This window comes from Amycolatopsis stemonae, from assembly GCF_054781455.1.
In genome coordinates this window covers 174,135-194,599 of record NZ_BAAGUJ010000003.1, presented here as the reverse complement: position 1 = coordinate 194,599, position 20,465 = coordinate 174,135, and the positions used below count along the sequence as shown (strand labels likewise).

The window sequence follows — 20,465 nt, the reverse complement described above, 5'->3', positions numbered from 1 at the left end:
GGCGGGCGGCGACATGCCCCGCGCCCCGCACCCGCACGTCCCGTCGCAGGTCAGCGCCGAGGGCAAGACCCGGCAGGAAGTTGCCCGGCTGTTGCTGGAACAGGGTCCCATGACCGCGGTCGTGGTCGCCGAGCAGCTCGGGATCAGCCCGACGGCCGTCCGCCGGCACCTGGACGCGCTCCTCGCGGACGGCGAGGCCGAGACGAGGGACGCGCCGCGCCGCGGACCCCGGGGCCGGGGCCGTCCGGCGAAGCTCTTCCTGCTCACCGAGCCCGGTCGCGCCCGCTTCGGGCACGCCTACGACGACTTGGCCGTCTCCGCCATCCGCTTCCTCGCCGAGCACGCCGGTGAAGACGCCGTGCGCGCCTTCGCCGAGCAGCGCGTCGAGAAGCTCGTCGGCCCGCACCGCCCTGCGATCACCGGATCGAGTGATCCCGCGGCGCGCGCCGAGGCCCTCGCGACCGCGCTGAGCAGGGAAGGCTACGCTGCGTCGACCCGTCAGGTCGGTGCTCCGGCGCCCGGTCAGACCGTCGGGGCGCAGCTCTGTCAGCACCACTGTCCGGTCGCCCACGTGGCCGCGGAGTTCCCGCAGCTGTGCGAGGCCGAGACGGAGGCGTTCGCGAGGCTGCTGGGCACCCACGTCCAGCGCTTGGCGACGATCGCACGCGGGGACTCCGCGTGCACCACCCACGTTCCCGTCACGACGGGGAACAACCCGGCCCATCCCGAGCCGGGAAGCACGGTGCCCTCTGGGCGCACAGCACGGATCCCGAATGGAGGGAAACCCGCATGACTGCCGCTGCCGAGCAGCGCACTCCCACCACCGCGCCACTGAGCCAGGAAGAGACCATCGAGTCCCTTGGCAAGTACGCGTTCGGCTGGGCGGACTCCGACGAGGCGGGCGCCAGCGCCCGTCGCGGGCTGAACGAGGACGTCGTCACCGACATCTCCTCGAAGAAGTCCGAGCCGGAGTGGATGCGCGAAGCGCGACTGAAGGCGCTCAAGCTCTTCGAGAAGAAGCCCATGCCCAACTGGGGGGCCGACCTCTCCGGGATCGACTTCGACAACATCAAGTACTTCGTGCGGTCCACGGAGAAGCAGGCCACCTCCTGGGAGGACCTGCCCGAGGACATCAAGAACACCTACGACAAGCTCGGCATCCCCGAGGCGGAGAAGCAGCGCCTCGTCGCCGGTGTCGCCGCGCAGTACGAGTCCGAGGTCGTCTACCACCAGATCCGCGAGGACCTGGAGGAGCAGGGCGTCCTGTTCCTGGACACCGACTCCGCGCTCAAGGAGCACCCGGAGCTGTTCCAGGAGTACTTCGGCTCGGTCATCCCGGCCGGCGACAACAAGTTCTCCGCGCTGAACACGGCGGTGTGGTCCGGCGGCTCGTTCATCTACGTGCCGAAGGGCGTGCACGTCGAGATCCCGCTGCAGGCCTACTTCCGGATCAACACCGAGAACATGGGCCAGTTCGAGCGCACCCTGATCATCGTCGACGAAGACGCCTACGTGCACTACGTCGAGGGCTGCACGGCGCCGATCTACCAGTCCGACTCGCTGCACTCGGCGGTCGTGGAGATCATCGTCAAGAAGGGCGCCCGCTGCCGCTACACGACCATCCAGAACTGGTCGAACAACGTCTACAACCTGGTCACCAAGCGCGCCAAGTGCGAAGAGGGCGCGACCATGGAATGGATCGACGGCAACATCGGTTCCAAGGTGACGATGAAGTACCCGTCGGTGTTCCTCATGGGCGAGCACGCCAAGGGCGAGGTCCTGTCGGTCGCGTTCGCGGGCGAGGGCCAGCACCAGGACGCGGGCGCCAAGATGGAGCACCTCGCGCCGCACACGTCCTCGACCATCGTGTCGAAGTCGGTGGCGCGCGGCGGCGGCCGCACTTCGTACCGCGGCCTGGTCCGCGTGGCGAAGCGCGCCCACCACTCGCGCTCCAGCGTGGTCTGCGACGCGCTGCTGGTGGACACGATCTCGCGTTCGGACACGTACCCGTACGTGGACATCCGCAACGACGAGGTGTCCATGGGCCACGAGGCGACTGTGTCCAAGGTCAGCGAGGACCAGCTGTTCTACCTGATGTCGCGCGGGCTCGACGAGGCCGAGGCGATGGCGATGATCGTGCGCGGCTTCGTGGAGCCGATCGCCCGTGAGCTGCCGATGGAGTACGCGCTCGAGCTGAACCGCCTGATCGAGCTCCAGATGGAAGGGTCCGTCGGCTAGTCATGTCGGTTACCGAGAACAACGTTTCCGAAGCTCTTCGCGAGGGGGCCGTCATTCCGGCGGCCTCCCGCGCGGAGCGCTTCACCTCCTACGACGTCGAGGCCTTCGAGGTTCCGGGCGGTCGTGAGGAGAACTGGCGCTTCACGCCGATGAAGCGCCTTCGCGGCCTGCACGACGGCAGCGCCGTCGCCACCGGCGAGATCACCCTCGAGACCGAGGCCGCCCCCGAGCTGAAGATCGAGTCGGTCGGCCGGGACGACGAGCGGCTGGGCGCCGCGGGCGTCCCGAGCGACCGGATCGCCGCGCAGGCGTACTCGTCGTTCCAGAAGGCCACCGTCGTGACGGTGCCGAAGGAGACGAAGGCGTCGAAGCCGTCCGTGCTGCGGATCCACGGCCCGGGCGAGGGCCAGGTCGCCTACGGGCACCTGCAGGTCCGCGCCGAGGCGTTCGCCGAGGCCGTGATCGTGCTCGACCACGTCGGCTCCGGCACGTACGCCGACAACGTCGAGTTCGTCATCGGCGACGGCGCCAAGGTCACCGTGGTCAGCGTCCAGGACTGGGCCGACGACGCGGTGCACGTCTCCGAGCAGCACCTGAAGCTGGGCCGCGACGCCGCGCTGCGGCACACGGTCATCACCCTCGGCGGCGACCTCGTGCGCGTCTCGCCGACGGCGACCTTCGCGGACAAGGGCGGCGACGTCGAGATGCTCGGCGTCTACTTCGCCGACCAGGGCCAGCACCAGGAGCACCGCCTCTTCGTCGACCACGCGGTCCCGAACTGCAAGTCGCGCGTGATGTACAAGGGCGCGCTGCAGGGCGACGACGCGCACGCGGTCTGGATCGGCGACGTCCTGATCCGCGCCGCGGCCGAGGCCACCGACACCTACGAGCTCAACCGCAACCTGGTGCTGACGCCCGGGGCGCGCGCGGACTCGGTGCCGAACCTCGAGATCGAGACCGGCGAGATCGAAGGCGCCGGCCACGCGAGCGCGACGGGAAGGTTCGACGACGAGCAGTTGTTCTACCTGCAGTCGCGCGGGATCGCCGAGGAAGCCGCGCGCCGCTTGGTCGTGCGCGGGTTCTTCCACGAGATCCTGGTGAAGATCGACGTCCCCGAGGTGCGCGAGCGCCTCGAAGCCGCGATCGAGGCCGAACTCGAAGCCGTTGGCGCCTGACCGCTCTCTGACTTAGGAAACGAAGAAATGGCTACCCTGGAAATCAAGGACCTGCACGCCTCGGTCACCACCGACGAAGGCGCCAAGGAGATCCTCAAGGGCGTCAACCTGACCATCAAGTCGGGCGAGACGCACGCGATCATGGGCCCCAACGGCTCCGGCAAGTCCACCCTGTCCTACGCGATCGCCGGTCACCCCAAGTACGAGGTCACCTCGGGCGAGGTCCTGCTCGACGGCGAGAACGTGCTCGAGATGAGCGTCGACGAGCGCGCCCGCGCCGGCCTCTTCCTGGCCATGCAGTACCCGGTCGAGGTGCCCGGCGTGTCCATGTCCAACTTCCTCCGCACCGCGGCCACCGCGGTCCGTGGCGAGGCCCCCAAGCTGCGCCACTGGGTCAAGGAGGTCAAGGAGGAGATGGGCAAGCTCGAGATCTCGCAGGAGTTCGCCGAGCGCTCGGTCAACGAAGGCTTCTCCGGCGGCGAGAAGAAGCGCCACGAGATCCTGCAGCTGGCGCTGCTCAAGCCGAAGTTCGCCATCCTCGACGAGACCGACTCCGGCCTGGACGTCGACGCCCTGCGCGTCGTCTCCGAGGGCGTCAACGCGTACAAGGACAGCAGCGAGGTCGGCGTCATGCTGATCACGCACTACACGCGGATCCTGCGGCACATCACGCCGGACTTCGTGCACGTCTTCGCCGGCGGCAAGATCGTCGAGTCGGGCGGCAAGGAGCTGGCGGACGAGCTGGAGGAGAACGGCTACGTCAAGTACGTGGGCAAGCCCGAGCCCGCCGCGCTCTGACTTTCGCCAGTACACACCGAGAATGAGAGGAGTCGGCCCGATGACCACCACCTCGGCCAGCTCTTTGCCACTGGACGTGGCGGCCCTGAGGGCCGACTTCCCCATCCTGTCGCGCACCGTCCGCGACGGGAAACCCTTGGTGTACCTGGACTCCGGGGCGACCTCGCAACGCCCGACCGCGGTGCTCGACGCCGAACGGCACTACGTCGTGACGTCGAACGCGGCGGTCCACCGAGGTGCCCACCAGCTGTCCGAAGAGGCCACCGACGCCTACGAGTCCGCCCGGGCGAAGATCGCCGAGTTCGTCGGCGCCGACCCCGAGGAGCTGGTGTTCACCAAGAACGCCACCGAGGGCATCAACCTGGTCGCCTACTCGTTCGGCAACGCCGCCACCGCGGGCCCCGAAGCCGCGCGCTTCGTCGTGGGCCCGGGTGACGAGATCGTCGTCACCGAGATGGAGCACCACGCGAACCTCGTGCCGTGGCAGCAACTGTGCCAGCGCACCGGGGCGACGCTGAAGTGGTTCAAGGTCACCGGAGACGGCCGGCTCGATCTGTCCAATGTGGACGAACTGATCACGCCGCGCACGAAGGTGGTCGCGTTCGCGCACCAGTCCAACGTGCTCGGCACGGTCAACCCGGTTTCGCTGCTGGTCGAAAAGGCCAAGGCCGTCGGCGCGTTCACCGTGCTCGACGCCTGTCAGTCGGTGCCGCACTTCCCAGTCGACTTCCACGCGCTGGGTGTGGACTTCGCCGCGTTCTCGGGGCACAAGATGCTCGGCCCGTCCGGCATCGGTGTCCTGTACGGACGCACCGAGCTGCTCGAAGCGATGCCGCCGTTCCTCACCGGCGGGTCGATGATCGAGATGGTCCGCATGGAGGGCTCGACCTTCGCGCCGCCGCCGCAGCGGTTCGAGGCGGGCGTCCCGATGACGTCGCAGGCCATCGGCCTCGGCGCGGCCGTGGACTACCTCTCGGCGATCGGCATGGACCGGATCGCGGCGCACGAGCACCAGCTCGCCGCGGCGGCCCTCGAAGGCATCGGCGCGATCCCGGGCGTCCGGATCGTCGGGCCGACGGACCTGAAGGACCGCGGCGCGACCGTGTCGTTCGTGATCGACGGCGTGCACCCGCACGACGCCGGCCAGGTGCTCGACAGCCTCGGCATCGCCGTCCGCGTCGGCCACCACTGCGCGTGGCCGCTGCACCGGGCCTGCAACGCGCAGGCGACCGTGCGCGCGTCGTTCTACCTGTACAACGACCTGTCCGAAGTGGACGCGCTCGTGGCCGGGGTGCGCGAGGCGCAGAAGTTCTTCGGGGTGGCCCAGTGAACCTCGAAAGCATGTACCAGGAGATCATCCTGGACCACTACAAGCACCCGCACGGGCGCGGCCTGCGCGACCCGTTCGACGCCGAGTCGTTCCAGGTCAACCCGACCTGCGGCGACGAGGTGACGTTGCGGGTCAAGATCGACGACGGGAAGGTCGCCGACGTCTCCTACGACGGCCAGGGCTGCTCGATCAGCCAGGCGTCGACGTCGGTCTTGACGGATCTCGTCGTGGGCCACACGCTTGAGGAGGCGTTCACCACCATGGACGCCTTCGTGGAACTGATGCAGGGCAAGGGAAAGATCGAGCCGGACGAGGACGTGCTGGAAGACGGGGTGGCCTTCGCGGGTGTCGCGAAGTACCCGGCCCGCGTCAAGTGCGCCCTCCTCGGCTGGATGGCTTTCAAGGACGCCGTCGCCCGGACCACCAGTGGAGATGGGAAAGCATGACCGAAGAGACCGCCACTCGCGAGGGGCGCACCGCCGCCGACCTCGACGCCGAGACGACTGCAAAGCAGGACCTCGACCTCGCGAAGATCGAGGACGTCGAGGAGGCGATGCGCGACGTCGTCGACCCGGAGCTCGGCATCAACGTGGTCGACCTCGGCCTGGTCTACGACATCCGCGTGGAGCCGGACAACACGGCGACCCTCGACATGACCCTGACGTCGGCGGCCTGCCCGCTGACGGACGTGATCGAGGACCAGACTTCGGCCGCGCTCACCAGCGGCGGTCTCGTCAAGGACTTCCGCATCAACTGGGTCTGGATGCCGCCGTGGGGCCCGGAGAAGATCACCGAGGACGGCCGCGAGCAGCTGCGCGCCCTCGGCTTCACCGTCTGACGCTCTTCGCAGGAAGGCCGCTCTTCGGAGCGGCCTTCTTTGCGTATAACGACCTATACCGCGCGTGCCAGGCCAGCGCGTAGAGCCCGAGGGCCGCGGCGAACCCGCTGCCGGCGCCGGTGACCAGGAGATACGTCGCGTTGCCGACCACGCCCGCGTCGGTCATCGGGTCGTGGTGGGCCAGGAACGGCAGCACTTCGGCGGCCACGCCGGTCAGCGCGCCGAGCCCCAGGAAGATGAGCACCGGCTTGCGGTGCCGGGTGCCTGGTGGCGCCGGCGTGCGGGGTGTCCTGCGGTACCAGCTTCGCAGCCACCCGGCCAGGATCGCGGCGCCGGCGATCGTGCTGACCAGCTGGACCAGCCGTCCGACGTCGACGCCGGTGACCAGCGGGATCCGCAGGAACGCGAACCCGCCGCTCTCGTGGGTGAAGGCGTCCCATCCGACGTGCGTGGCGGCGCCGATGACCAGCGAGAGCGCGATCCAGCCCGGCTTCCGCCAGCTGAAGCCGTTGTGGGGGAGCCGTTCGGCCAGGGGCTGGGGTGCCAGAGCGAGCAGCGGCCGCCTGAGCAGGACGTGGAACACCGCGAGCAGGACCAGGGCGATGAGCGGGTCGAGCCAGAGGACCGAGGCGAACTCGTGGGTCTTGGTGAGGCCGATGCCGGGCAGCCGCGGCACGAACCAGAAGACGTCCGGCGCGACCGATCCGGCGACGAGCGCGGAGGGCACGAGCGGACGTCTCGCCAGCGGCAGCACGGCGGCCGGATGACTCAGCGTGAACGGCACCTGGTTAGTATCCCGAGGTGGTCCTGCGCTCGATCCTCCTGTTCCTCGCCGCGGCGGTCTGCGAGATCGGCGGCGCGTGGCTGATCTGGCAAGGCATCCGCGAAAACCGGGGCTGGCTCTGGATCGGCGGCGGTCTCCTGGCGTTGGGCGCCTACGGTTTCGTGGCGACATTGCAGCCGGACGCCCACTTCGGCCGCATCCTCGCCGCATACGGCGGCGTGTTCGTGGCGGGTTCACTGGCCTGGGGAATGGTGGCGGACGGTTACCGCCCGGACCGCTACGACGTCCTCGGCGCGCTGCTGTGCCTGGCGGGTGTCGCGGTGATCATGTACGCACCCCGGTCAGCGGGCTGACCGCGGCCGCCGTCCGGAGCGGCGGAAGACGACGAAGAGCAGGCGCAGTCCCACCAGCGCGCTGATCACCAGCAGGTTGTAGCCGAACACCTGGTGCAGCGTCAGGTCCGCGGCCACGCGCGGGCCGCCCGCGCCGGTCAGCAAGAACACCGCCATCAGGCCCGTTGCCGCGCCGACGAACGCCAGCAGGACCTCGTGCACCAGGTCCGTGACCACCGACCGGTCGCGCTCGTCGGAGAACAGGCGGACGTTCACCGACAGGCGGCCCTCCTCGAGCGCCGCGCCGATGCGGTCGATGCGGCGGGGGAGGCGGCGCAGGACCGGGAGCAGCGCCATGACCTCGTTGACTGCCGTGTGGCGCAGCGAGTCCGGTCGCAGGCGGGCGCCGACCTGTTCGACGGCGAACGCGCGGGATTCGGCCATGACGTCGAAGCCGGGGTCGAGGGCCGCCAGCGGGCCTTCGACCGTCGCCAGGGCCCGGAACACCGCGGCCACCGGTGACGGCACGCTCAGCCGGAAGTCGGCGACCACCCGGAACAGGCCGGTGAACAGGTCGAGCCCGGGGCTGCGGCCGGGGCCGAAGTGCCGGGCGACCAACGCGCCGAGTGCGCGTTCGAGACGCTGCTCGTCGATGTCGCCGGTGCGGTCGACGATCTCCAGGAGCCCGTCGCGCAGGCCCGCCGGGTCGCCGCGGTCCAGGGCCAGCACCAGGTTCTGCAGCCCGCCGCGGAGCCCGGCGTCGAGCCGGCCGACCGAGCCGAAGTCGAGCAGGCCGAGGCGGCCGTCGGCCAGGAACATCAGGTTGCCCGGGTGCGGGTCGGCGTGGAAGACGCCGCCGATCATCACCTGCTCGAGCAGGCACCGCAGCAGTGACCGCGCCAGCCGGCTGCGCTCGGCGGCCGGTGCCGTCTCCAGAGGCCTACCGTCCAACCGCGACATCACCAGTACGCGCTCGGTGGACAGTGCTTTGTGGACTGCCGGGAGCGCGACGTCCGGGCACGAAGTCGCGGCCACCGCGGCGATGTTGCGGGCCTCGACGGTGAAGTCGAGCTCCTCGGCCAGTGCCTGGGCGAACCCGCCGGCGAGCTCGGTGACGCCGAGCGAGTGCGCCCAGCCCGCGCGGTCCTCCAGCGCCGCGGCGACGCGCCGAACGATGTCGATGTCGCGTTCGGCCTGCTCCCGCACACCGGGGCGCTGGACCTTGACCACGACGTCCTCGCCGGTGCGCAGCTTCGCCCGGTGGACCTGCGCGACCGACGCCGCGGCCAGGGGCTCGGGGTCGAACTCGGCGAAGACGTCGTCGGGCGAGCTGCCGAGCTCTTCGGTCAGCAGCGCCCACACGGCCTCGGCACGCGCGGGTGCCACCTGGTCCTGGAGCTTGCCGAGCTCGTCGACGAACACCGGCGGCAGCAGGTCCGCGCGGGTCGAGAGCAGCTGGCCGAGCTTCACGAACGTCACGCCGCCTTCCTCGAGCGCGCGGCGCAGCGACCGGGCGAGCTTGGCGTGGCGCCCCGGGGCGAGGCCGGGTTCGCGGCGGCCGGCGAGGTAGCGGCCGAGGCCGTGCTTGACCGCGATCCGGCTGATCTGCGAGTACCGGCGGGCGCGCGCCAGGCGCGCCCGCACCGACCGGAGCCTGCCGAGCAGGCCGAACCCGCTCGGCAGCGCCATCTCGGCGACGAACACGAAGCTGAGCGTCGCGAGGAAAGCGCTGCCCGCCAACGGAATCAGCAGGCCGAGAGCCGCGCCGCCGTGGTGCAGCAGCGAAACCGGGAACGCCTGCCCGATGGCGCTCGCGACGAGCCAGCCGAACGCGGCGCCGCACAGCGCGCGGACGGTGCCGATCCGGACCCCGAGCACGCGCCGCGACGCGACCACGAGCGGCCACAGCAGCAGCGCGTACAGCGGGAGGGTCAGCAGGCCCAGCAGGATGTCCATGCCGCGGAGCAGACCACGGCCACTCGGCCGGACGGCTCACGCGGCGGCGGGACCGGCCTCCCTCCGGCGAGGGAGCTACTTTCGGCCGTGGCCCGCAGGTCGGTGGACTTCTAACGTGATCGCTCGTACCACGGTGAAGTGTTCTCTGAACCGGACGAAGGAGACACGATGGACGCACGCGTGATCGGCCGGATCGCGGCCCTGGCCCTGGCGGCCCCGCTGGGCCTGGGGATCGCGGTCGCCCCCGCTTCGGCGGCAGCGGTCACGACGCTCTACTACAGCTCGTCGGGCGCGCCGGACTACCTCGCCCAGATCGACCAGGGCGCGGCCAACTGGAACGCCGCCGTCACCGACGTGAAGCTGGTCAAGCGGACCACGAGCGCGACGATCAAGTTCCACGAAATCCACAGCGGCGGTTCGTACACGAACACGGACGGCCACGGCCACGGCGACATCTACCTCGACACGAGCCAGGTCGCGGAGGGCTTCGACCCGACCCGCATCGCCGCGCACGAGCTGGGCCACAACCTCGGCCTGCCGGACCACTACAGCGGCCCGTGCACCGAGCTGATGTCCGGCCACGGCCCGGGCACGTCCTGCAAGAACGCCAAGCCGAGCGCGGCGGAGGCGGCGAAGGTGCAATCCCTGTGGGTGAACGGCTTCACGGCGGCCCGCACGGAGACGCGCGCCGTGGCCTACTAGCCCGGTCGTGAGTGTTCGGGGCGGTTCCAACCGTCCTGAACACTCACGACGGCCTTCCACCGCGAGAGGGAGGCGACTGACCCCCGCCGCCTGCGAAGATCGGTATGTGCGCGTATTCCGGCCCCTGACGAGCAAGGCGACCTACCGCCGCTGGGTCTACCTCGTGCTCGGTGGCGCCATCAGCGTGCCCTACCTGCTGTTCTCCGTCGTCGCCGTGCCGTCGCTGCTGCCGTTCGTCACCACCGTCGGGCGGGCCACCGTCTTCGGTGGGCTGCTCACCCTGCTCGTCATGGCCGGGACCGCCTTCCTGCCCGCGGTGCACGTGCTCGAATCCACCGCGGTCCGGGAGCTGCTCGACGATCCGGTGCCCGGCGCGCCGCCGAAGCCGCGCACCCGCCAGGGCCGTCTGCGCGCCGCGGCGATGTTCCTGCTGCACGTCGTCGCCGGGTTCGTCGTCAGCCTCTTCAGCCTGCTCGCGCCCGTCGCGATCGGGGTGTCGATCAGCGCCGTGTTCACCGGGCAGCTCGTCCAGACCGGCGAGGGCGACGAGGTCCGCGTGCCGACCGGCTGGGCGTCGGCGTGGCTGCCGGTCGTCTTCGTGGCCGGGACCGTCCTGCTCGGGTACGCCGTCTGGGCGGTCGGCGGGCTGTTGCGCCGGGCCGCCGCCGGGCTGCTCGGGATGTCCGCCGCCGACCGGATCGCCGAGCTGGAACGGCGGACCGGGCAGCTCGCCGAGCGCAACCGCCTCGCGCGCGAGCTGCACGACTCGGTCGGCCACGCGCTGAGCGTCGTCACCGTCCAGGCGGGCGCGGCCCAGCGCACCCTGCGCACCGACCCGGACTTCACCGAGCGCGCCCTGGGCGCCATCGAGGAGTCCGCGCGCACCGCGCTCGACGACCTGGACCACGTGCTCGGCCTGCTGCGCGAAGAAGCCGCCGGCCGCACGCCACAGCCGGCGCTCACCGAACTGCCGACCCTCCTGGAAACGACCCGCCTGGCCGGCACCGACGTCACCGCCGACATCGGCGGCGACCTGGCCGTGGTACCCGCGGTGGTGTCGCGCGAGGTGTACCGGATCCTGCAGGAATGCCTGACCAACGCGGTGCGCCACGCCGGTAGGGTCCCGGTGACGCTGGCCGTCGACGTCGCCGCGCACGGCCTGGTCGCCCGGGTCGCCAACCCGCTGGGGACCGGCTCGGCCCGGTCCGGCGGCGGCCGTGGCCTGCGCGGGATGACCGAGCGGGTGACGGTCCTGGGCGGCGAGCTGTCGGCGGGGCGGGTGGACGAGCGGTGGGAGGTCGTGGTGCGGGTGCCGTGGGGGAGCGGGCGATGAGCGTCGGGGTGCTGCTGGTCGACGACGAGCCGCTGATCCGCGCGGGCCTGCGCGCGATCATCGACAGCGAGGACGGCCTGGGCGTGCTCGGCGAGGCCGCCGACGGCGCCGAGGTGCCCGGCCTGGTGGCCCGGCTGCGCCCGGACGTCGTGCTGATGGACGTGCGGATGCCCGCGGTGGACGGGATCCGCGCGACGGCGCACCTGATGTCCACTGTGGATGATCCACCGAAGGTGATCGTCGTGACCACGTTCGAGAACGACGACTACGTCTACGACGCGCTGGTCGCGGGCGCCAGCGGCTTCCTGCTCAAGCGCGCCCGGCCCGAGGAGATCGTCGCGGCGATCCGGACCGTCGTGACGGGCGAGTCCCTGCTGTTCCCGGCGGCGATCCGCCGGCTCGCCGCGCACCACGCGCCCGCCGGCGACGGCCTGGCGAGCGCGAACCTGACCGAGCGCGAACGCGAAGTCCTCCGCCTGATGGCGGGCGGACTGTCCAATGTGGAGATCGCGGGCGAGCTGTACCTCGGCATCCAGACGGTGAAGACGCACGTCGGCAACGTGCTCGCCAAGCTCGGCGCGCGCGACCGGACCCAGGCCGTGATCCGGGCCTACGACTCGGGGTTCGTGACGCCCGCCGGTTAGGCGCCGCTGCGCACGGGCTGTGTCTCAGAGCCGGTCGGCCAGCAGCTTCGCGAGGGTGGGGTAGCTGTCCGCGCGGCCCTCGGAACCCAGGAACAGGGTCGCGGTCCGCAGCCGGCCGTGGCTGTGCTTGGCGACGGCGAGTTCCTCACCGGCGTCCTTCGTCCTGTAGTGCATCGCTCCGGTAATCCAACCGTTGATCACCCGCGTGCGGTCTCGATCTTGCAACGCGGCGGTATCGTCACAGCAGGTCGTCGAGCAGCTCCTCGATCGCCGCCGCCATGGTCGCCGGGTCGCCGTCGGCCGGGCGTAGCACCAGGTCCGGCGAAGACGGCCGTTCGTACGGCGCGTCGATTCCGGTGAACCCCTTGATCTCGCCCGCCCGGGCCTTCGCGTACATCCCCTTCGGATCGCGTGCCTCGCACACCTCCAGCGGCGTGTCCACGAACACCTCCACGAACGGCAGATCCCCCGAAACGGCCCGCGCCGAAGCGCGGTCCGTGGCGTACGGGCTGATCAACGACGCGATCGCCACCACGCCCGCGTCCGCGAACAGCCGGGCCACCTCCGCCACCCGCCGCACGTTCTCGGCGCGGTCCTCCGGGCTGAACCCCAGCCCGGCATTCAGCCCGTGGCGCAGGTTGTCGCCGTCCAGGAGGTACGCCGGACGTCCCGCCGCCACCAGCCGGCGCTCCAGCTCCACCGCCACCGACGACTTGCCGGACGCCGACAACCCCGTCAGCCACACCGTCGCGCCGCGGGACGGGCGGTCTTCGCGGCGGACCGCCGCCGTGTGCCAGACCACCGGGGACGGCGGAGCGCCCGTGATCATGCCCGCCGCGACCGTGTCGCCCGTGTGCTCGTCCACCAGCAGGAAGCCGCCCGTCGCGCGGTTGCGGTGGTACGGGTCGAACAGCAACGGCGCCCGCGTGCGCAGGCGGATGCGGCCGATGTCGTTCAACGCCAGCGAATCCGCCTCGGACCGGTGCAGCGTCGTCACGTCGAGGCGGTACTCCAGCCGCTCGACCGTGCCGCGCGTCTCGGTGGTCGTGTGCCGGACCGCGTAAGAAGCGCCGGGCGTCAGCGAAGAGCGTGACGAGAACCAGCACACCATCGCGTCGACCTCGCGGGCGGACTCCGCGCGGTTGCCCGGCCGGCACAGCATCGCGCCGCGGCCCAGGTCGAGGTCGTCGGCCAGCTCGACCGCGACCGCCTGCCCGGTGAACGCCTCGGAAAGCGGTTTCCCGCCCGGGCCCCACACCGCGCGCACCCGGGACGTGAACCCCGACGGCAGCGCCACGACCTCGTCGCCCGGCTTGAAGACCCCGCCGGCGATGGTGCCCGCATAACCGCGGAAGTCGGAGCGGCGGATCACGTACTGCACCGGGAACCGCGCGTCGATCAGGTTGCGGTCGGACGCGACGTGCACCTCTTCCAGCTGGTGCAGCAGCGAAGTGCCTTCGTACCAGGGCATGCTGGCGCTGCGGTGGACGACGTTGTCGCCGTGCAGCGCCGAGACCGGCACGAACGTCAGGTCCGGGACGTCCAGTTTCATCGCGAACCGGCGGAAGTCCTCGCGGATCTCGTCGAACCGCTCCTGCGACCAGCCCACCAGGTCCATCTTGTTCACGCACACCACGAGGTGCCCGATCCCGAGCAGCGAAGCGAGGAACGCGTGCCGCCGCGACTGTTCGAGAACTCCCTTGCGCGCGTCGACGAGGATCAGCGCCAGGTCCGCCGTGGACGCGCCGGTCACCATGTTCCGCGTGTACTGCAGGTGCCCCGGCGTGTCCGCGATGATGAACTTCCGCTTGGGCGTGGCGAAGTAGCGGTGGGCGACGTCGATGGTGATGCCCTGCTCGCGTTCGGCGCGCAGGCCGTCGGTGAGCAGCGCGAGGTCGGGGTAGTCCTCGCCGCGGTCGCGGCTGGCGCGTTCGACGGCGGCGAGCTGGTCGGTGAAGATCGCCTTCGAATCGAACAGCAGGCGGCCGATCAACGTGGACTTGCCGTCGTCCACGCTGCCCGCCGTGGCGATCCTCAGCAGCTGCATCAGAAGTAGCCCTCCCGCTTGCGATCTTCCATGCCCGCTTCGGAAATCCGGTCGTCGGCCCGGGTCGCGCCGCGTTCGGTGACGCGGGTCGCGGCGACCTCGGTGACCACTTCGGACGGTGTCGCCGCCGAAGACTCGACACAGCCGGTGCACGTCGCGTCGCCGACGGTCCGGAACCGCACGGTCGCTTCATACGGTTTCTCCCCGTCCACAAGGGACAGGAACCGGGTCGCCGCGAGCAGCATGCCGTCGCGCTGGACCACCGGGCGCCGGTGCGCGTAGTACAGCGGCGGCAACGCGATCCGCTCGTCGCGGATGTACTGCCAGATGTCCAGCTCGGTCCAGTTCGACAGCGGGAAGACGCGGATGTGCTCGCCGCGCCGGTGCCGGCCGTTGTAGAGGTTCCACAGCTCCGGGCGCTGCGCGCGCGGGTCCCACTGACCGTGCTCGTCGCGGAAGCTGAACACGCGCTCCTTCGCACGGGCCTTCTCCTCGTCGCGGCGGGCGCCGCCGAACACGGCGTCGAACCCGCCCTCGCGGATCGCGCGCAGCAGCGTGACGGTCTGCAGCCGGTTGCGGCTGGCTCCCGGCCCGGTCTCCTCGGTGACGCGGCCGGCGTCGATGTCGTCCTGCACGCTCGCCACTTCGAGGCGCAGGTTCAGCGCGGCGACGGTCTCGTCGCGGAAGCGCAGCACCTCGTCGAAGTTGTGGCCGGTGTCGACGTGCAGCACGGGGAAGGGCAGCGGCGCCGGCCAGAACGCCTTCGCGGCGGCGTGCAGCATCACCACCGAGTCCTTGCCGCCGGAGAAGAGCAGCACCGGACGGTCGAAGGTCGCCGCGACTTCGCGGAAGACGTGCACGGCCTCCGCTTCGAGCGCGGCCAGGTGCGACAGCTCATAAGCCACGGACACCGGAAAAAAGTAGAACATGTTCTTGTCATCGGTCAAGCGGTGCGAGACCCTAGGACGATGGACCTGGTCGTACTCGAAGAGATCCGCCGGCTGAAGTACCGCTACCTCCGCGCGGTCGACCTGAAGCAGTGGGACGAAGTCGCCGACACGTTCACCGCCGACGCCACGGCCGACTACGGGACCCGCGCGACCGGTGAGGAGGGCAAGCACTTCGAAGGGCGTGACGCCATCGTCGCGTTCCTCACCGAGAGCCTCGGCAACGGCATCATCACCGTGCACCACGCAGGTCAGCCCGAGATCGAGGTCGACGGCGACACCGCGACCGGGCGCTGGGCGTTCACCGACAAGGTCATCGTGCCCGAGCACAAGGTGATCATCGAGGGTGCCGCGTTCTACGAGGACACCTACCGCCGCGAGGCTGACGGCGCCTGGCGGACGACGCACATCGGGTACGTCCGGACCTACGAGTCGATGCAGTCGTGGGCGACGGACCCCGGCTTCCGGCTGCTCGCCAACCGCTGGGCCGTGCCCGCATGATCGAGAACGAGTTCTCGTTGACGCGGCCGTTCGCCGACGCGATCGCCGAGGCCGAGAAGCTGATCGCCGCGGCCCCTCCCGCGCAGACCGAGCTGGGCCTCCTGGAGGGCTACGACTACCTCGCCGGCAGCATCCGTGCGTCGCTGCAGATGGCCTGGGCCTACCAGCGCGACTTCCCGTACTTCACCGCGTCCACCGGGCCGTACACGAAGATGGGCCTGGACAACCCGGACACGCTCTACTTCAACGCGAACATCCGCGCCGACCGCGAGTACGTCGTGACCGGCGTCCGCGGGACCACCGCCGACCTGAGCTTCCAGATCCTCAACGGCGACTACTCGCCGGTGGTGGTGCCCGACAGCCTCGCCGCGTTCGACGACCGCGCCCTCGAAATCGGTCCCGACGGGCGCTTCGAACTGCGCTTCGGCCCGGCTCGCGAGAACCCGGGACCGAATTACTTCGTCCTCGGCGAGGGCTCGTCGATGCTCGTGGTCCGCGAGGTCCACAGTGACTGGGCGACCGAGAAGCGCGGCGAGATCCGCATCCGGTGCGTCGACACGGCGGGCCAGGCGCCGCCGGTGCCGGACCGGTCGGCCATGGCCAAGCGCTACGGCGTCACCGGCAAGATCCTCCTGAGCCGGCTCAAGACGTTCCTCGCCTTCCCGAAGTGGTTCTACGACAACCTGCCGGTGAACACGATGACCGAGCCGCGCTCGACGCCGGGCGGGCTGACCACGCAGTTCTCCTCGGCCGGGCACTACGAGCTCGGCGAGGAAGAGGCGATGGTCGTCACCGTGCCGCGCTGCGCGGACGCGCCCTACCAGGGCATCCAGCTCGGCAGCCTCTGGTACGTCTCGCTCGACTACATCAACCACCAGACGAGTCTCACCGCCGACCAGGCGCGCGTCGACCCGGACGGCAGGATCCGGTTCGTCATCAGCGAGCGCGACCCCGGCGTGGCGAACTGGCTGGAGCGCACCGGCCACGACCGCGGCTACGTCCAGATCCGCTGGCAGCGCCTCGCCCGCGACCTCGGTCCGGCCGACGGGCCGGTCGTCGAGGTGGTCAAAGTGGACGAACTGCCGGACCGGTTGCCGTACTACGACGACGCACGCGTGACGCCGGCCGAGTGGGCGGCGCGGATCGCGGCGCGGCAGGACGCCGTCGCCGCCCGGATGCTGGGGTGAGCGTGGAGAACCTGCTGCGGGACAAGGTCGTCGTCGTTTCCGGCATCGGCCCGGGACTCGGCCGGTCGATCGCGGTGCGGAGCGCGATGGCCGGCGCGGACGTCGTGGTCGCCGCGCGCACCGAGTCGCGGCTGACCGAGGTCGCGAAGGAGATCACGGATCTCGGCCGCCGGGCCGTCGCGGTCCGGACCGACATCGACGACGAGGACTCCGCGGCGAACCTCGTGAGTGCGGCGGTCGAGGCGTTCGGCCGCGTGGACGCAGTGGTGCACAACGCCTTCGCGGTGCCGCCGCTGACCGATCTGGCCACTGTGGACCTCGACGCCGTCCGGGCCGGGTTCGAGACGGCCGGGATCTCGGTGTTGCGGCTGACCCGGCTGTTCCTGCCCGCGCTCAAGGAAAGCAAGGGCTCGCTGGTGATGATCAACTCCGCGGTGCTGCGGCATTCACGGCGGACGTTCGGCGCCTACAAGATGGCCAAGTCGGCGTTGCTGTCGCTTTCGCAGAGCCTCGCGAGTGAACTCGGGCCGGACGGCGTGCGCGTCAACACCGTCGCGCCCGGCTACATCTGGGCGCCGAACCTGAAGTGGTACTTCACCTACCTGGCCAAGGAACGCGGCATCACGCCGGAAGAGGTGTACGCCGAAACGGCATCCACAATAGACCTGCGGAAGCTGCCGGAACCCGACGAGATCGCCGACGCCGTGGTGTTCCTCGCCTCGCCGATGGCGCGCGCGATCACCGGGCAGTGCCTCGACGTCAACGGCGGCGAGTACCACCACTAGGAGGATCCATGCTCCCCGGCCGGGAAGACGTCGGCACCGTCGAGGACCTGCACGCGTCGGCCACGAAGCTCACCGGGCTCGACGACTTCGGCGGCGACGAGTACGTCGAAGGCTTGCGCGTGCTGCTGGAGTCCTACGACGCCGACGAGGAGCTGACGCTGTTCGGCAACAAGGTGCACCGCGCGATGCTGCGCGGCGCGCTCGTGGCGCGGCTGCTCAGCGAGGCGGGCTGGAAGCAGCACCCGGAGTCCGAGTCGGTGCCCATCGAACGGCCGGTCTTCGTGACCGGCCTGCCCCGCACCGGCACGACGGCGTTGCACCGGCTGCTCGCCGAGGACCCCGGGCACCAGGGCCTGGAGGTGTGGCTCGCGGAGGTCCCGCAGCCGCGGCCGCCGCGCGAGACGTGGGCGGAGAACCCGGTGTTCCAGGGGATCCAGGCCGGGTACGAACGCCACCACGTCGAGCACCCGGAGTTCATGGGCGTGCACCACATGTCCGCCGACCAGGTGGAGGAGTGCTGGCAGCTGCTGCGCCAGTCGATGCGGTCGCTGTCGTTCGAGTGCCTCGCGCACGTGCCCCGCTACTCGCGGTGGCTCGCGAAGCAGGACTGGACGGACGCGTACGCCCGGCACCGGCGGAACCTGCAGCTCATCGGGCTGCCGGACGCGGGCAAGCGCTGGGTGCTGAAGAACCCCAGCCACCTCTTCGCGTTGGACGCGCTGATGGCGGCCTACCCGGACGCGCTGGTGATCCAGACGCACCGCGCACCGCGGACGATCATGGGCTCGATGTGCAGCCTCGCCGAAAAGGCCGCGGACGGCTGGTCGACGAAGTTCCGCGGCGAGGTGATCGGCCGAAGCCAGCTGGAGCTGTGGGGCCGTGGCGCCGACGAGTTCCGCGAAGCCCGCACTCGCTACGACGCGGCCCAGTTCTGCGATGTGGCGTACGAGGATTTCGTGGCGGACCCGATCGGGACGGTGTCCACTGTGTACGACCACTTCGGACTGACCCTCACCCCGGAGGCCCGCGCGGCGATGACCGCGTTGCACGGCGAAAGCCGTTCGGGCGAGCGGAAACCGGCCCACCGGTACACCCTCGAAGAGTTCGGCCTGACCGCGGCGGAGGTCGACGAGCGTTTCGCGGGCTACCTGCGCGAGTACTTCTAGCCCGCCGCGGCCTGCAGGCCCCTCGTCCCGATACCGCGCAGCACTTCGACGCGGTTCGAGCCCGGGCGGCCGAGCACCCAGCTCGATCCCGGCACCGCCTTCGCGCGCTTCTTCAGCGGGGCCAGCAGCCGGGACGCCTCCTGGTACGAGCGGATCGAGCCGCTCGCGCAGACCAGGGTCGCCAGGGAGACCGTCACCGGCATGCCGTCCGCCGACCAGCGGCGGTCCAGCAGGGCGCCCGCCACCGTCGCGATCTCGTCGACGTCGCAGACCACCAGGAAGTCGTCGCCGCCGACGTGGCTCACCCGCAGCCGCCGCAGCCGGCCGGTCAGCTCCGTGAGCGCGCCGCCCAGTTCGCGGATCAGGTCGTCGCCCGCGGCGAAGCCGGCCGTGTCGTTGACCGCCTTGAAGGAGTCGATGTCCAGCCACCCGGCGACGAACGGCTCACCGATCGTGATCCGGCGGGCGACGTCGCGCGCGACCGTGTCGCTGCCCGGCAACCGCGTGAGCGGGTTCAGCGACGCCGCGGCTTCGACCTTCGCTTCGGCCACGCCGCGCACCACTTCGGTCACCAGCACCACGCCGAGGCAGCGGCCGACGTCGTCGACCACGACGACGTCGTCGCCAGTGCGGCCCCAGTCGGCGTCGGTGACCAGCTCGAGGAACTCCATCGCGCCCGCGCGGGCCTCGATCGTGTGCGGGGTGTCGGCGAGCCGCGCCGCCGGGCGCTTCGCGTGCAGCGCGTGCCCGTACGGCCCCGTGACGGCGACCAGGAACCGCGTCCGGTCGACCGACCAGCGCGGCCGGTTCAGCTCGTCGACCCCGACGACGCCCGAGGGCGCGTCGGCCGAGGCGAGCTTCTCGCGGACGTCGTCGCAGGTGGCCGTCTCCGGCAGCGTCGTGGCGGGGCGCAGGAAGTCGCCGACGCACTGCGCCGGACCCGGCGCGCGCGTGGTGGTGTGGGTCCGCGTGAGCAGCGCCGGCGCGGGGCCGGCCGCGGTCGGCGGGGCGAGCAGGTTGCCCTGGGCGATCCGGATGCCGAGGCCGCGGACGGCGTCGAGCTGGGCGTCGGTCTCGACGCCGGTTGCGACCAGCCGGGTGCCGGTGCGGTTGGTGTAGTGCAGCAGGGCCTCGACGAGCGCGGCCGACGCCGGGTCGTCCGGCAGCCCGCGCAGCACCGTGCGGTCGAGCTTGACCAGGTCGATCGGCGCCTCGACGAGCAGGCCCAGAGGCAGGTCGCCGCGGCCGAGGCCGTCGAGCGCGAGCCGGAAGCCGTGCTCGGTGAGCGCCCGCATCCCGGCGAGCGCGCGGTCGGCGGGCACCGCGGCGAACGGCGGGCCGATCTCGAGGACGACGTCGCGGGTGCGGCGACCGGCGTCGCCGAGCTCTTCCAGCAGGTCTTCGTACATGGCCTGTGGTGCGGCGAGCGTGCGGGCGGAGAGGTTGAGGTGCAGGGGGAGCGGCGACTCGGCCTGCCGGACGGCGGCGATCGCGAGCCCGAGGTCGACGTCGGCGAGCCGGCCGTCGCGGCGCGCCTGCGCCAGCAGTTCGGGGACGGTGCCCTGGCCCGGCCTGGCCAGCGCTTCGTGAGCCACGACGCCTCCCGTGTGGAGGCTGTACAGCGGCTGGTAGGCGAAGCGGACCGCGCGTGGCGACTTCACGCCCCGATCGTCGCGGGTCGCCCGGCGAAACGAAACGGATG

At 70.9% G+C, this 20,465-nt stretch carries 21 protein-coding genes; 15 read left to right on the top strand and 6 right to left on the bottom strand.

Annotation, left to right across the window (positions count from 1 at the left end; genetic code table 11):
* The first annotated feature begins 13 nt into the window (after positions 1-13).
* Genes ACYVLJ_RS12710 through ACYVLJ_RS12680 form a run of 7 tightly spaced genes read left to right on the top strand, consistent with a single transcriptional unit; the run spans position 14 to position 6,379 of the window.
* Positions 14-793, top strand: a complete 780-nt coding sequence (locus tag ACYVLJ_RS12710; protein ID WP_451976175.1) for a helix-turn-helix transcriptional regulator — start codon at positions 14-16, stop codon at positions 791-793.
* Positions 790-2,238, top strand: coding sequence for a Fe-S cluster assembly protein SufB (gene sufB / locus ACYVLJ_RS12705; protein ID WP_451975590.1), 1,449 nt, complete (start codon positions 790-792; stop codon positions 2,236-2,238). Before ACYVLJ_RS12710 ends, sufB begins: the two co-directional genes overlap by 4 nt.
* Positions 2,239-2,240: 2 nt before the next feature.
* Positions 2,241-3,413, top strand: a complete 1,173-nt coding sequence (gene sufD, locus ACYVLJ_RS12700) for a Fe-S cluster assembly protein SufD (RefSeq protein ID WP_451975593.1) — start codon at positions 2,241-2,243, stop codon at positions 3,411-3,413.
* A gap of 27 nt (positions 3,414-3,440) precedes the next feature.
* Positions 3,441-4,211: a Fe-S cluster assembly ATPase SufC gene (gene sufC / locus ACYVLJ_RS12695; protein ID WP_451975596.1), complete on the top strand. Its 771-nt coding sequence runs from the start codon at positions 3,441-3,443 to the stop codon at positions 4,209-4,211.
* A 40-nt stretch (positions 4,212-4,251) separates the two neighbouring features.
* Positions 4,252-5,541 carry a cysteine desulfurase gene (locus ACYVLJ_RS12690; RefSeq protein ID WP_460438781.1) on the top strand — a complete coding sequence of 430 codons (1,290 nt, stop codon included), beginning with the start codon at positions 4,252-4,254 and terminating at the stop codon, positions 5,539-5,541.
* Complete coding sequence (gene sufU / locus ACYVLJ_RS12685; protein ID WP_451975602.1) at positions 5,538-5,987, top strand: Fe-S cluster assembly sulfur transfer protein SufU; 450 nt, start codon at positions 5,538-5,540, stop codon at positions 5,985-5,987. Before ACYVLJ_RS12690 ends, sufU begins: the two co-directional genes overlap by 4 nt.
* The gene (locus ACYVLJ_RS12680; RefSeq protein ID WP_449666424.1) at positions 5,984-6,379 is read left to right on the top strand and encodes a metal-sulfur cluster assembly factor; all 396 of its coding nucleotides are present in this window, start codon (positions 5,984-5,986) and stop codon (positions 6,377-6,379) included. Before sufU ends, ACYVLJ_RS12680 begins: the two co-directional genes overlap by 4 nt.
* Here the strand turns inward: ACYVLJ_RS12680 and ACYVLJ_RS12675 are convergent.
* Positions 6,369-7,163 carry a DUF4184 family protein gene (locus ACYVLJ_RS12675; protein WP_460438780.1) on the bottom strand — a complete coding sequence of 265 codons (795 nt, stop codon included), beginning with the start codon at positions 7,161-7,163 and terminating at the stop codon, positions 6,369-6,371. The two genes, ACYVLJ_RS12680 and ACYVLJ_RS12675, sit on opposite strands and share 11 nt — an antisense overlap.
* 17 nt (positions 7,164-7,180) lie before the next feature.
* On the opposite strand from ACYVLJ_RS12675, the gene ACYVLJ_RS12670 reads away from it, so the two are divergent.
* A complete protein-coding gene (locus ACYVLJ_RS12670; protein ID WP_460438779.1) occupies positions 7,181-7,516 on the top strand; it encodes a YnfA family protein in 336 nt (111 codons plus the stop codon).
* Here the strand turns inward: ACYVLJ_RS12670 and ACYVLJ_RS12665 are convergent.
* A complete protein-coding gene (locus tag ACYVLJ_RS12665; RefSeq protein WP_460438778.1) occupies positions 7,505-9,451 on the bottom strand; it encodes an ABC1 kinase family protein in 1,947 nt (648 codons plus the stop codon). The two genes, ACYVLJ_RS12670 and ACYVLJ_RS12665, sit on opposite strands and share 12 nt — an antisense overlap.
* 168 nt (positions 9,452-9,619) lie before the next feature.
* Here ACYVLJ_RS12665 and ACYVLJ_RS12660 point away from each other — a divergent pair, with 168 nt between their 5' ends.
* From ACYVLJ_RS12660 to ACYVLJ_RS12650, 3 genes are all read left to right on the top strand, one after another.
* Entirely contained in the window at positions 9,620-10,153 is a 534-nt protein-coding gene (locus tag ACYVLJ_RS12660; protein WP_451975616.1) for a snapalysin family zinc-dependent metalloprotease, read from the top strand.
* 106 nt (positions 10,154-10,259) lie between these two features.
* Positions 10,260-11,486 (top strand): sensor histidine kinase, encoded by a 1,227-nt coding sequence (locus tag ACYVLJ_RS12655; RefSeq protein ID WP_460438777.1) that lies wholly within the window; start codon positions 10,260-10,262, stop codon positions 11,484-11,486.
* Positions 11,483-12,130: a transcriptional regulator gene (locus ACYVLJ_RS12650; RefSeq protein ID WP_460438776.1), complete on the top strand. Its 648-nt coding sequence runs from the start codon at positions 11,483-11,485 to the stop codon at positions 12,128-12,130. The genes ACYVLJ_RS12655 and ACYVLJ_RS12650 overlap by 4 nt, the downstream gene beginning before the upstream one ends.
* 24 nt (positions 12,131-12,154) lie before the next feature.
* Here the strand turns inward: ACYVLJ_RS12650 and ACYVLJ_RS12645 are convergent, their stop codons facing one another.
* The 3 genes from ACYVLJ_RS12645 to cysD all read right to left on the bottom strand — a co-directional run bounded on the left by ACYVLJ_RS12645 (position 12,155) and on the right by cysD (position 15,106).
* On the bottom strand, positions 12,155-12,304 hold the full coding sequence (locus ACYVLJ_RS12645; RefSeq protein WP_460438775.1) for a hypothetical protein: 150 nt from the start codon (positions 12,302-12,304) through the stop codon (positions 12,155-12,157).
* A gap of 64 nt (positions 12,305-12,368) precedes the next feature.
* Positions 12,369-14,177 (bottom strand): bifunctional sulfate adenylyltransferase subunit 1/adenylyl-sulfate kinase, encoded by a 1,809-nt coding sequence (cysC, locus tag ACYVLJ_RS12640; RefSeq protein ID WP_460438774.1) that lies wholly within the window; start codon positions 14,175-14,177, stop codon positions 12,369-12,371.
* Positions 14,177-15,106, bottom strand: a complete 930-nt coding sequence (cysD, locus tag ACYVLJ_RS12635) for a sulfate adenylyltransferase subunit CysD (RefSeq protein ID WP_460438773.1) — start codon at positions 15,104-15,106, stop codon at positions 14,177-14,179. The genes cysC and cysD overlap by 1 nt, the downstream gene beginning before the upstream one ends.
* Positions 15,107-15,145: 39 nt before the next feature.
* On the opposite strand from cysD, the gene ACYVLJ_RS12630 reads away from it, so the two are divergent.
* Genes ACYVLJ_RS12630 through ACYVLJ_RS12615 form a run of 4 tightly spaced genes read left to right on the top strand, consistent with a single transcriptional unit; the run spans position 15,146 to position 18,763 of the window.
* Complete coding sequence (locus tag ACYVLJ_RS12630) at positions 15,146-15,625, top strand: nuclear transport factor 2 family protein (RefSeq protein WP_460438772.1); 480 nt, start codon at positions 15,146-15,148, stop codon at positions 15,623-15,625.
* On the top strand, positions 15,622-16,812 hold the full coding sequence (locus tag ACYVLJ_RS12625; protein ID WP_451975630.1) for a hypothetical protein: 1,191 nt from the start codon (positions 15,622-15,624) through the stop codon (positions 16,810-16,812). The genes ACYVLJ_RS12630 and ACYVLJ_RS12625 overlap by 4 nt, the downstream gene beginning before the upstream one ends.
* Positions 16,809-17,597, top strand: a complete 789-nt coding sequence (locus tag ACYVLJ_RS12620; RefSeq protein WP_460438771.1) for an SDR family oxidoreductase — start codon at positions 16,809-16,811, stop codon at positions 17,595-17,597. The genes ACYVLJ_RS12625 and ACYVLJ_RS12620 overlap by 4 nt, the downstream gene beginning before the upstream one ends.
* 8 nt (positions 17,598-17,605) lie before the next feature.
* The gene (locus ACYVLJ_RS12615; protein WP_460438770.1) at positions 17,606-18,763 is read left to right on the top strand and encodes a sulfotransferase family protein; all 1,158 of its coding nucleotides are present in this window, start codon (positions 17,606-17,608) and stop codon (positions 18,761-18,763) included.
* On the opposite strand, the gene ACYVLJ_RS12610 is transcribed toward ACYVLJ_RS12615, so the two are convergent.
* Positions 18,760-20,424 (bottom strand): GGDEF domain-containing protein, encoded by a 1,665-nt coding sequence (locus ACYVLJ_RS12610; protein ID WP_460438769.1) that lies wholly within the window; start codon positions 20,422-20,424, stop codon positions 18,760-18,762. The genes ACYVLJ_RS12615 and ACYVLJ_RS12610 overlap by 4 nt on opposite strands.
* Positions 20,425-20,465: the final 41 nt, after the last annotated feature.

Excerpts from the sequence above, each read along its gene's own strand:
- ACYVLJ_RS12625 (WP_451975630.1), top strand. The coding sequence starts at position 15,622 with ATGATCGAGAACGAGTTCTCGTTGACGCGGCCGTTCGCCGACGCGATC.
- cysD (WP_460438773.1), bottom strand. The coding sequence starts at position 15,106 with ATGTTCTACTTTTTTCCGGTGTCCGTGGCTTATGAGCTGTCGCACCTG.
- ACYVLJ_RS12660 (WP_451975616.1), top strand. The coding sequence starts at position 9,620 with ATGGACGCACGCGTGATCGGCCGGATCGCGGCCCTGGCCCTGGCGGCC.
- ACYVLJ_RS12710 (WP_451976175.1), top strand. The coding sequence starts at position 14 with ATGCCCCGCGCCCCGCACCCGCACGTCCCGTCGCAGGTCAGCGCCGAG.
- ACYVLJ_RS12665 (WP_460438778.1), bottom strand. The coding sequence starts at position 9,451 with ATGGACATCCTGCTGGGCCTGCTGACCCTCCCGCTGTACGCGCTGCTG.
- sufD (WP_451975593.1), top strand. The coding sequence starts at position 2,241 with ATGTCGGTTACCGAGAACAACGTTTCCGAAGCTCTTCGCGAGGGGGCC.
- ACYVLJ_RS12645 (WP_460438775.1), bottom strand. The coding sequence starts at position 12,304 with ATGCACTACAGGACGAAGGACGCCGGTGAGGAACTCGCCGTCGCCAAG.
- ACYVLJ_RS12630 (WP_460438772.1), top strand. The coding sequence starts at position 15,146 with ATGGACCTGGTCGTACTCGAAGAGATCCGCCGGCTGAAGTACCGCTAC.
- ACYVLJ_RS12650 (WP_460438776.1), top strand. The coding sequence starts at position 11,483 with ATGAGCGTCGGGGTGCTGCTGGTCGACGACGAGCCGCTGATCCGCGCG.
- ACYVLJ_RS12690 (WP_460438781.1), top strand. The coding sequence starts at position 4,252 with ATGACCACCACCTCGGCCAGCTCTTTGCCACTGGACGTGGCGGCCCTG.
- sufC (WP_451975596.1), top strand. The coding sequence starts at position 3,441 with ATGGCTACCCTGGAAATCAAGGACCTGCACGCCTCGGTCACCACCGAC.
- ACYVLJ_RS12615 (WP_460438770.1), top strand. The coding sequence starts at position 17,606 with ATGCTCCCCGGCCGGGAAGACGTCGGCACCGTCGAGGACCTGCACGCG.
- sufB (WP_451975590.1), top strand. The coding sequence starts at position 790 with ATGACTGCCGCTGCCGAGCAGCGCACTCCCACCACCGCGCCACTGAGC.
- ACYVLJ_RS12680 (WP_449666424.1), top strand. The coding sequence starts at position 5,984 with ATGACCGAAGAGACCGCCACTCGCGAGGGGCGCACCGCCGCCGACCTC.
- cysC (WP_460438774.1), bottom strand. The coding sequence starts at position 14,177 with ATGCAGCTGCTGAGGATCGCCACGGCGGGCAGCGTGGACGACGGCAAG.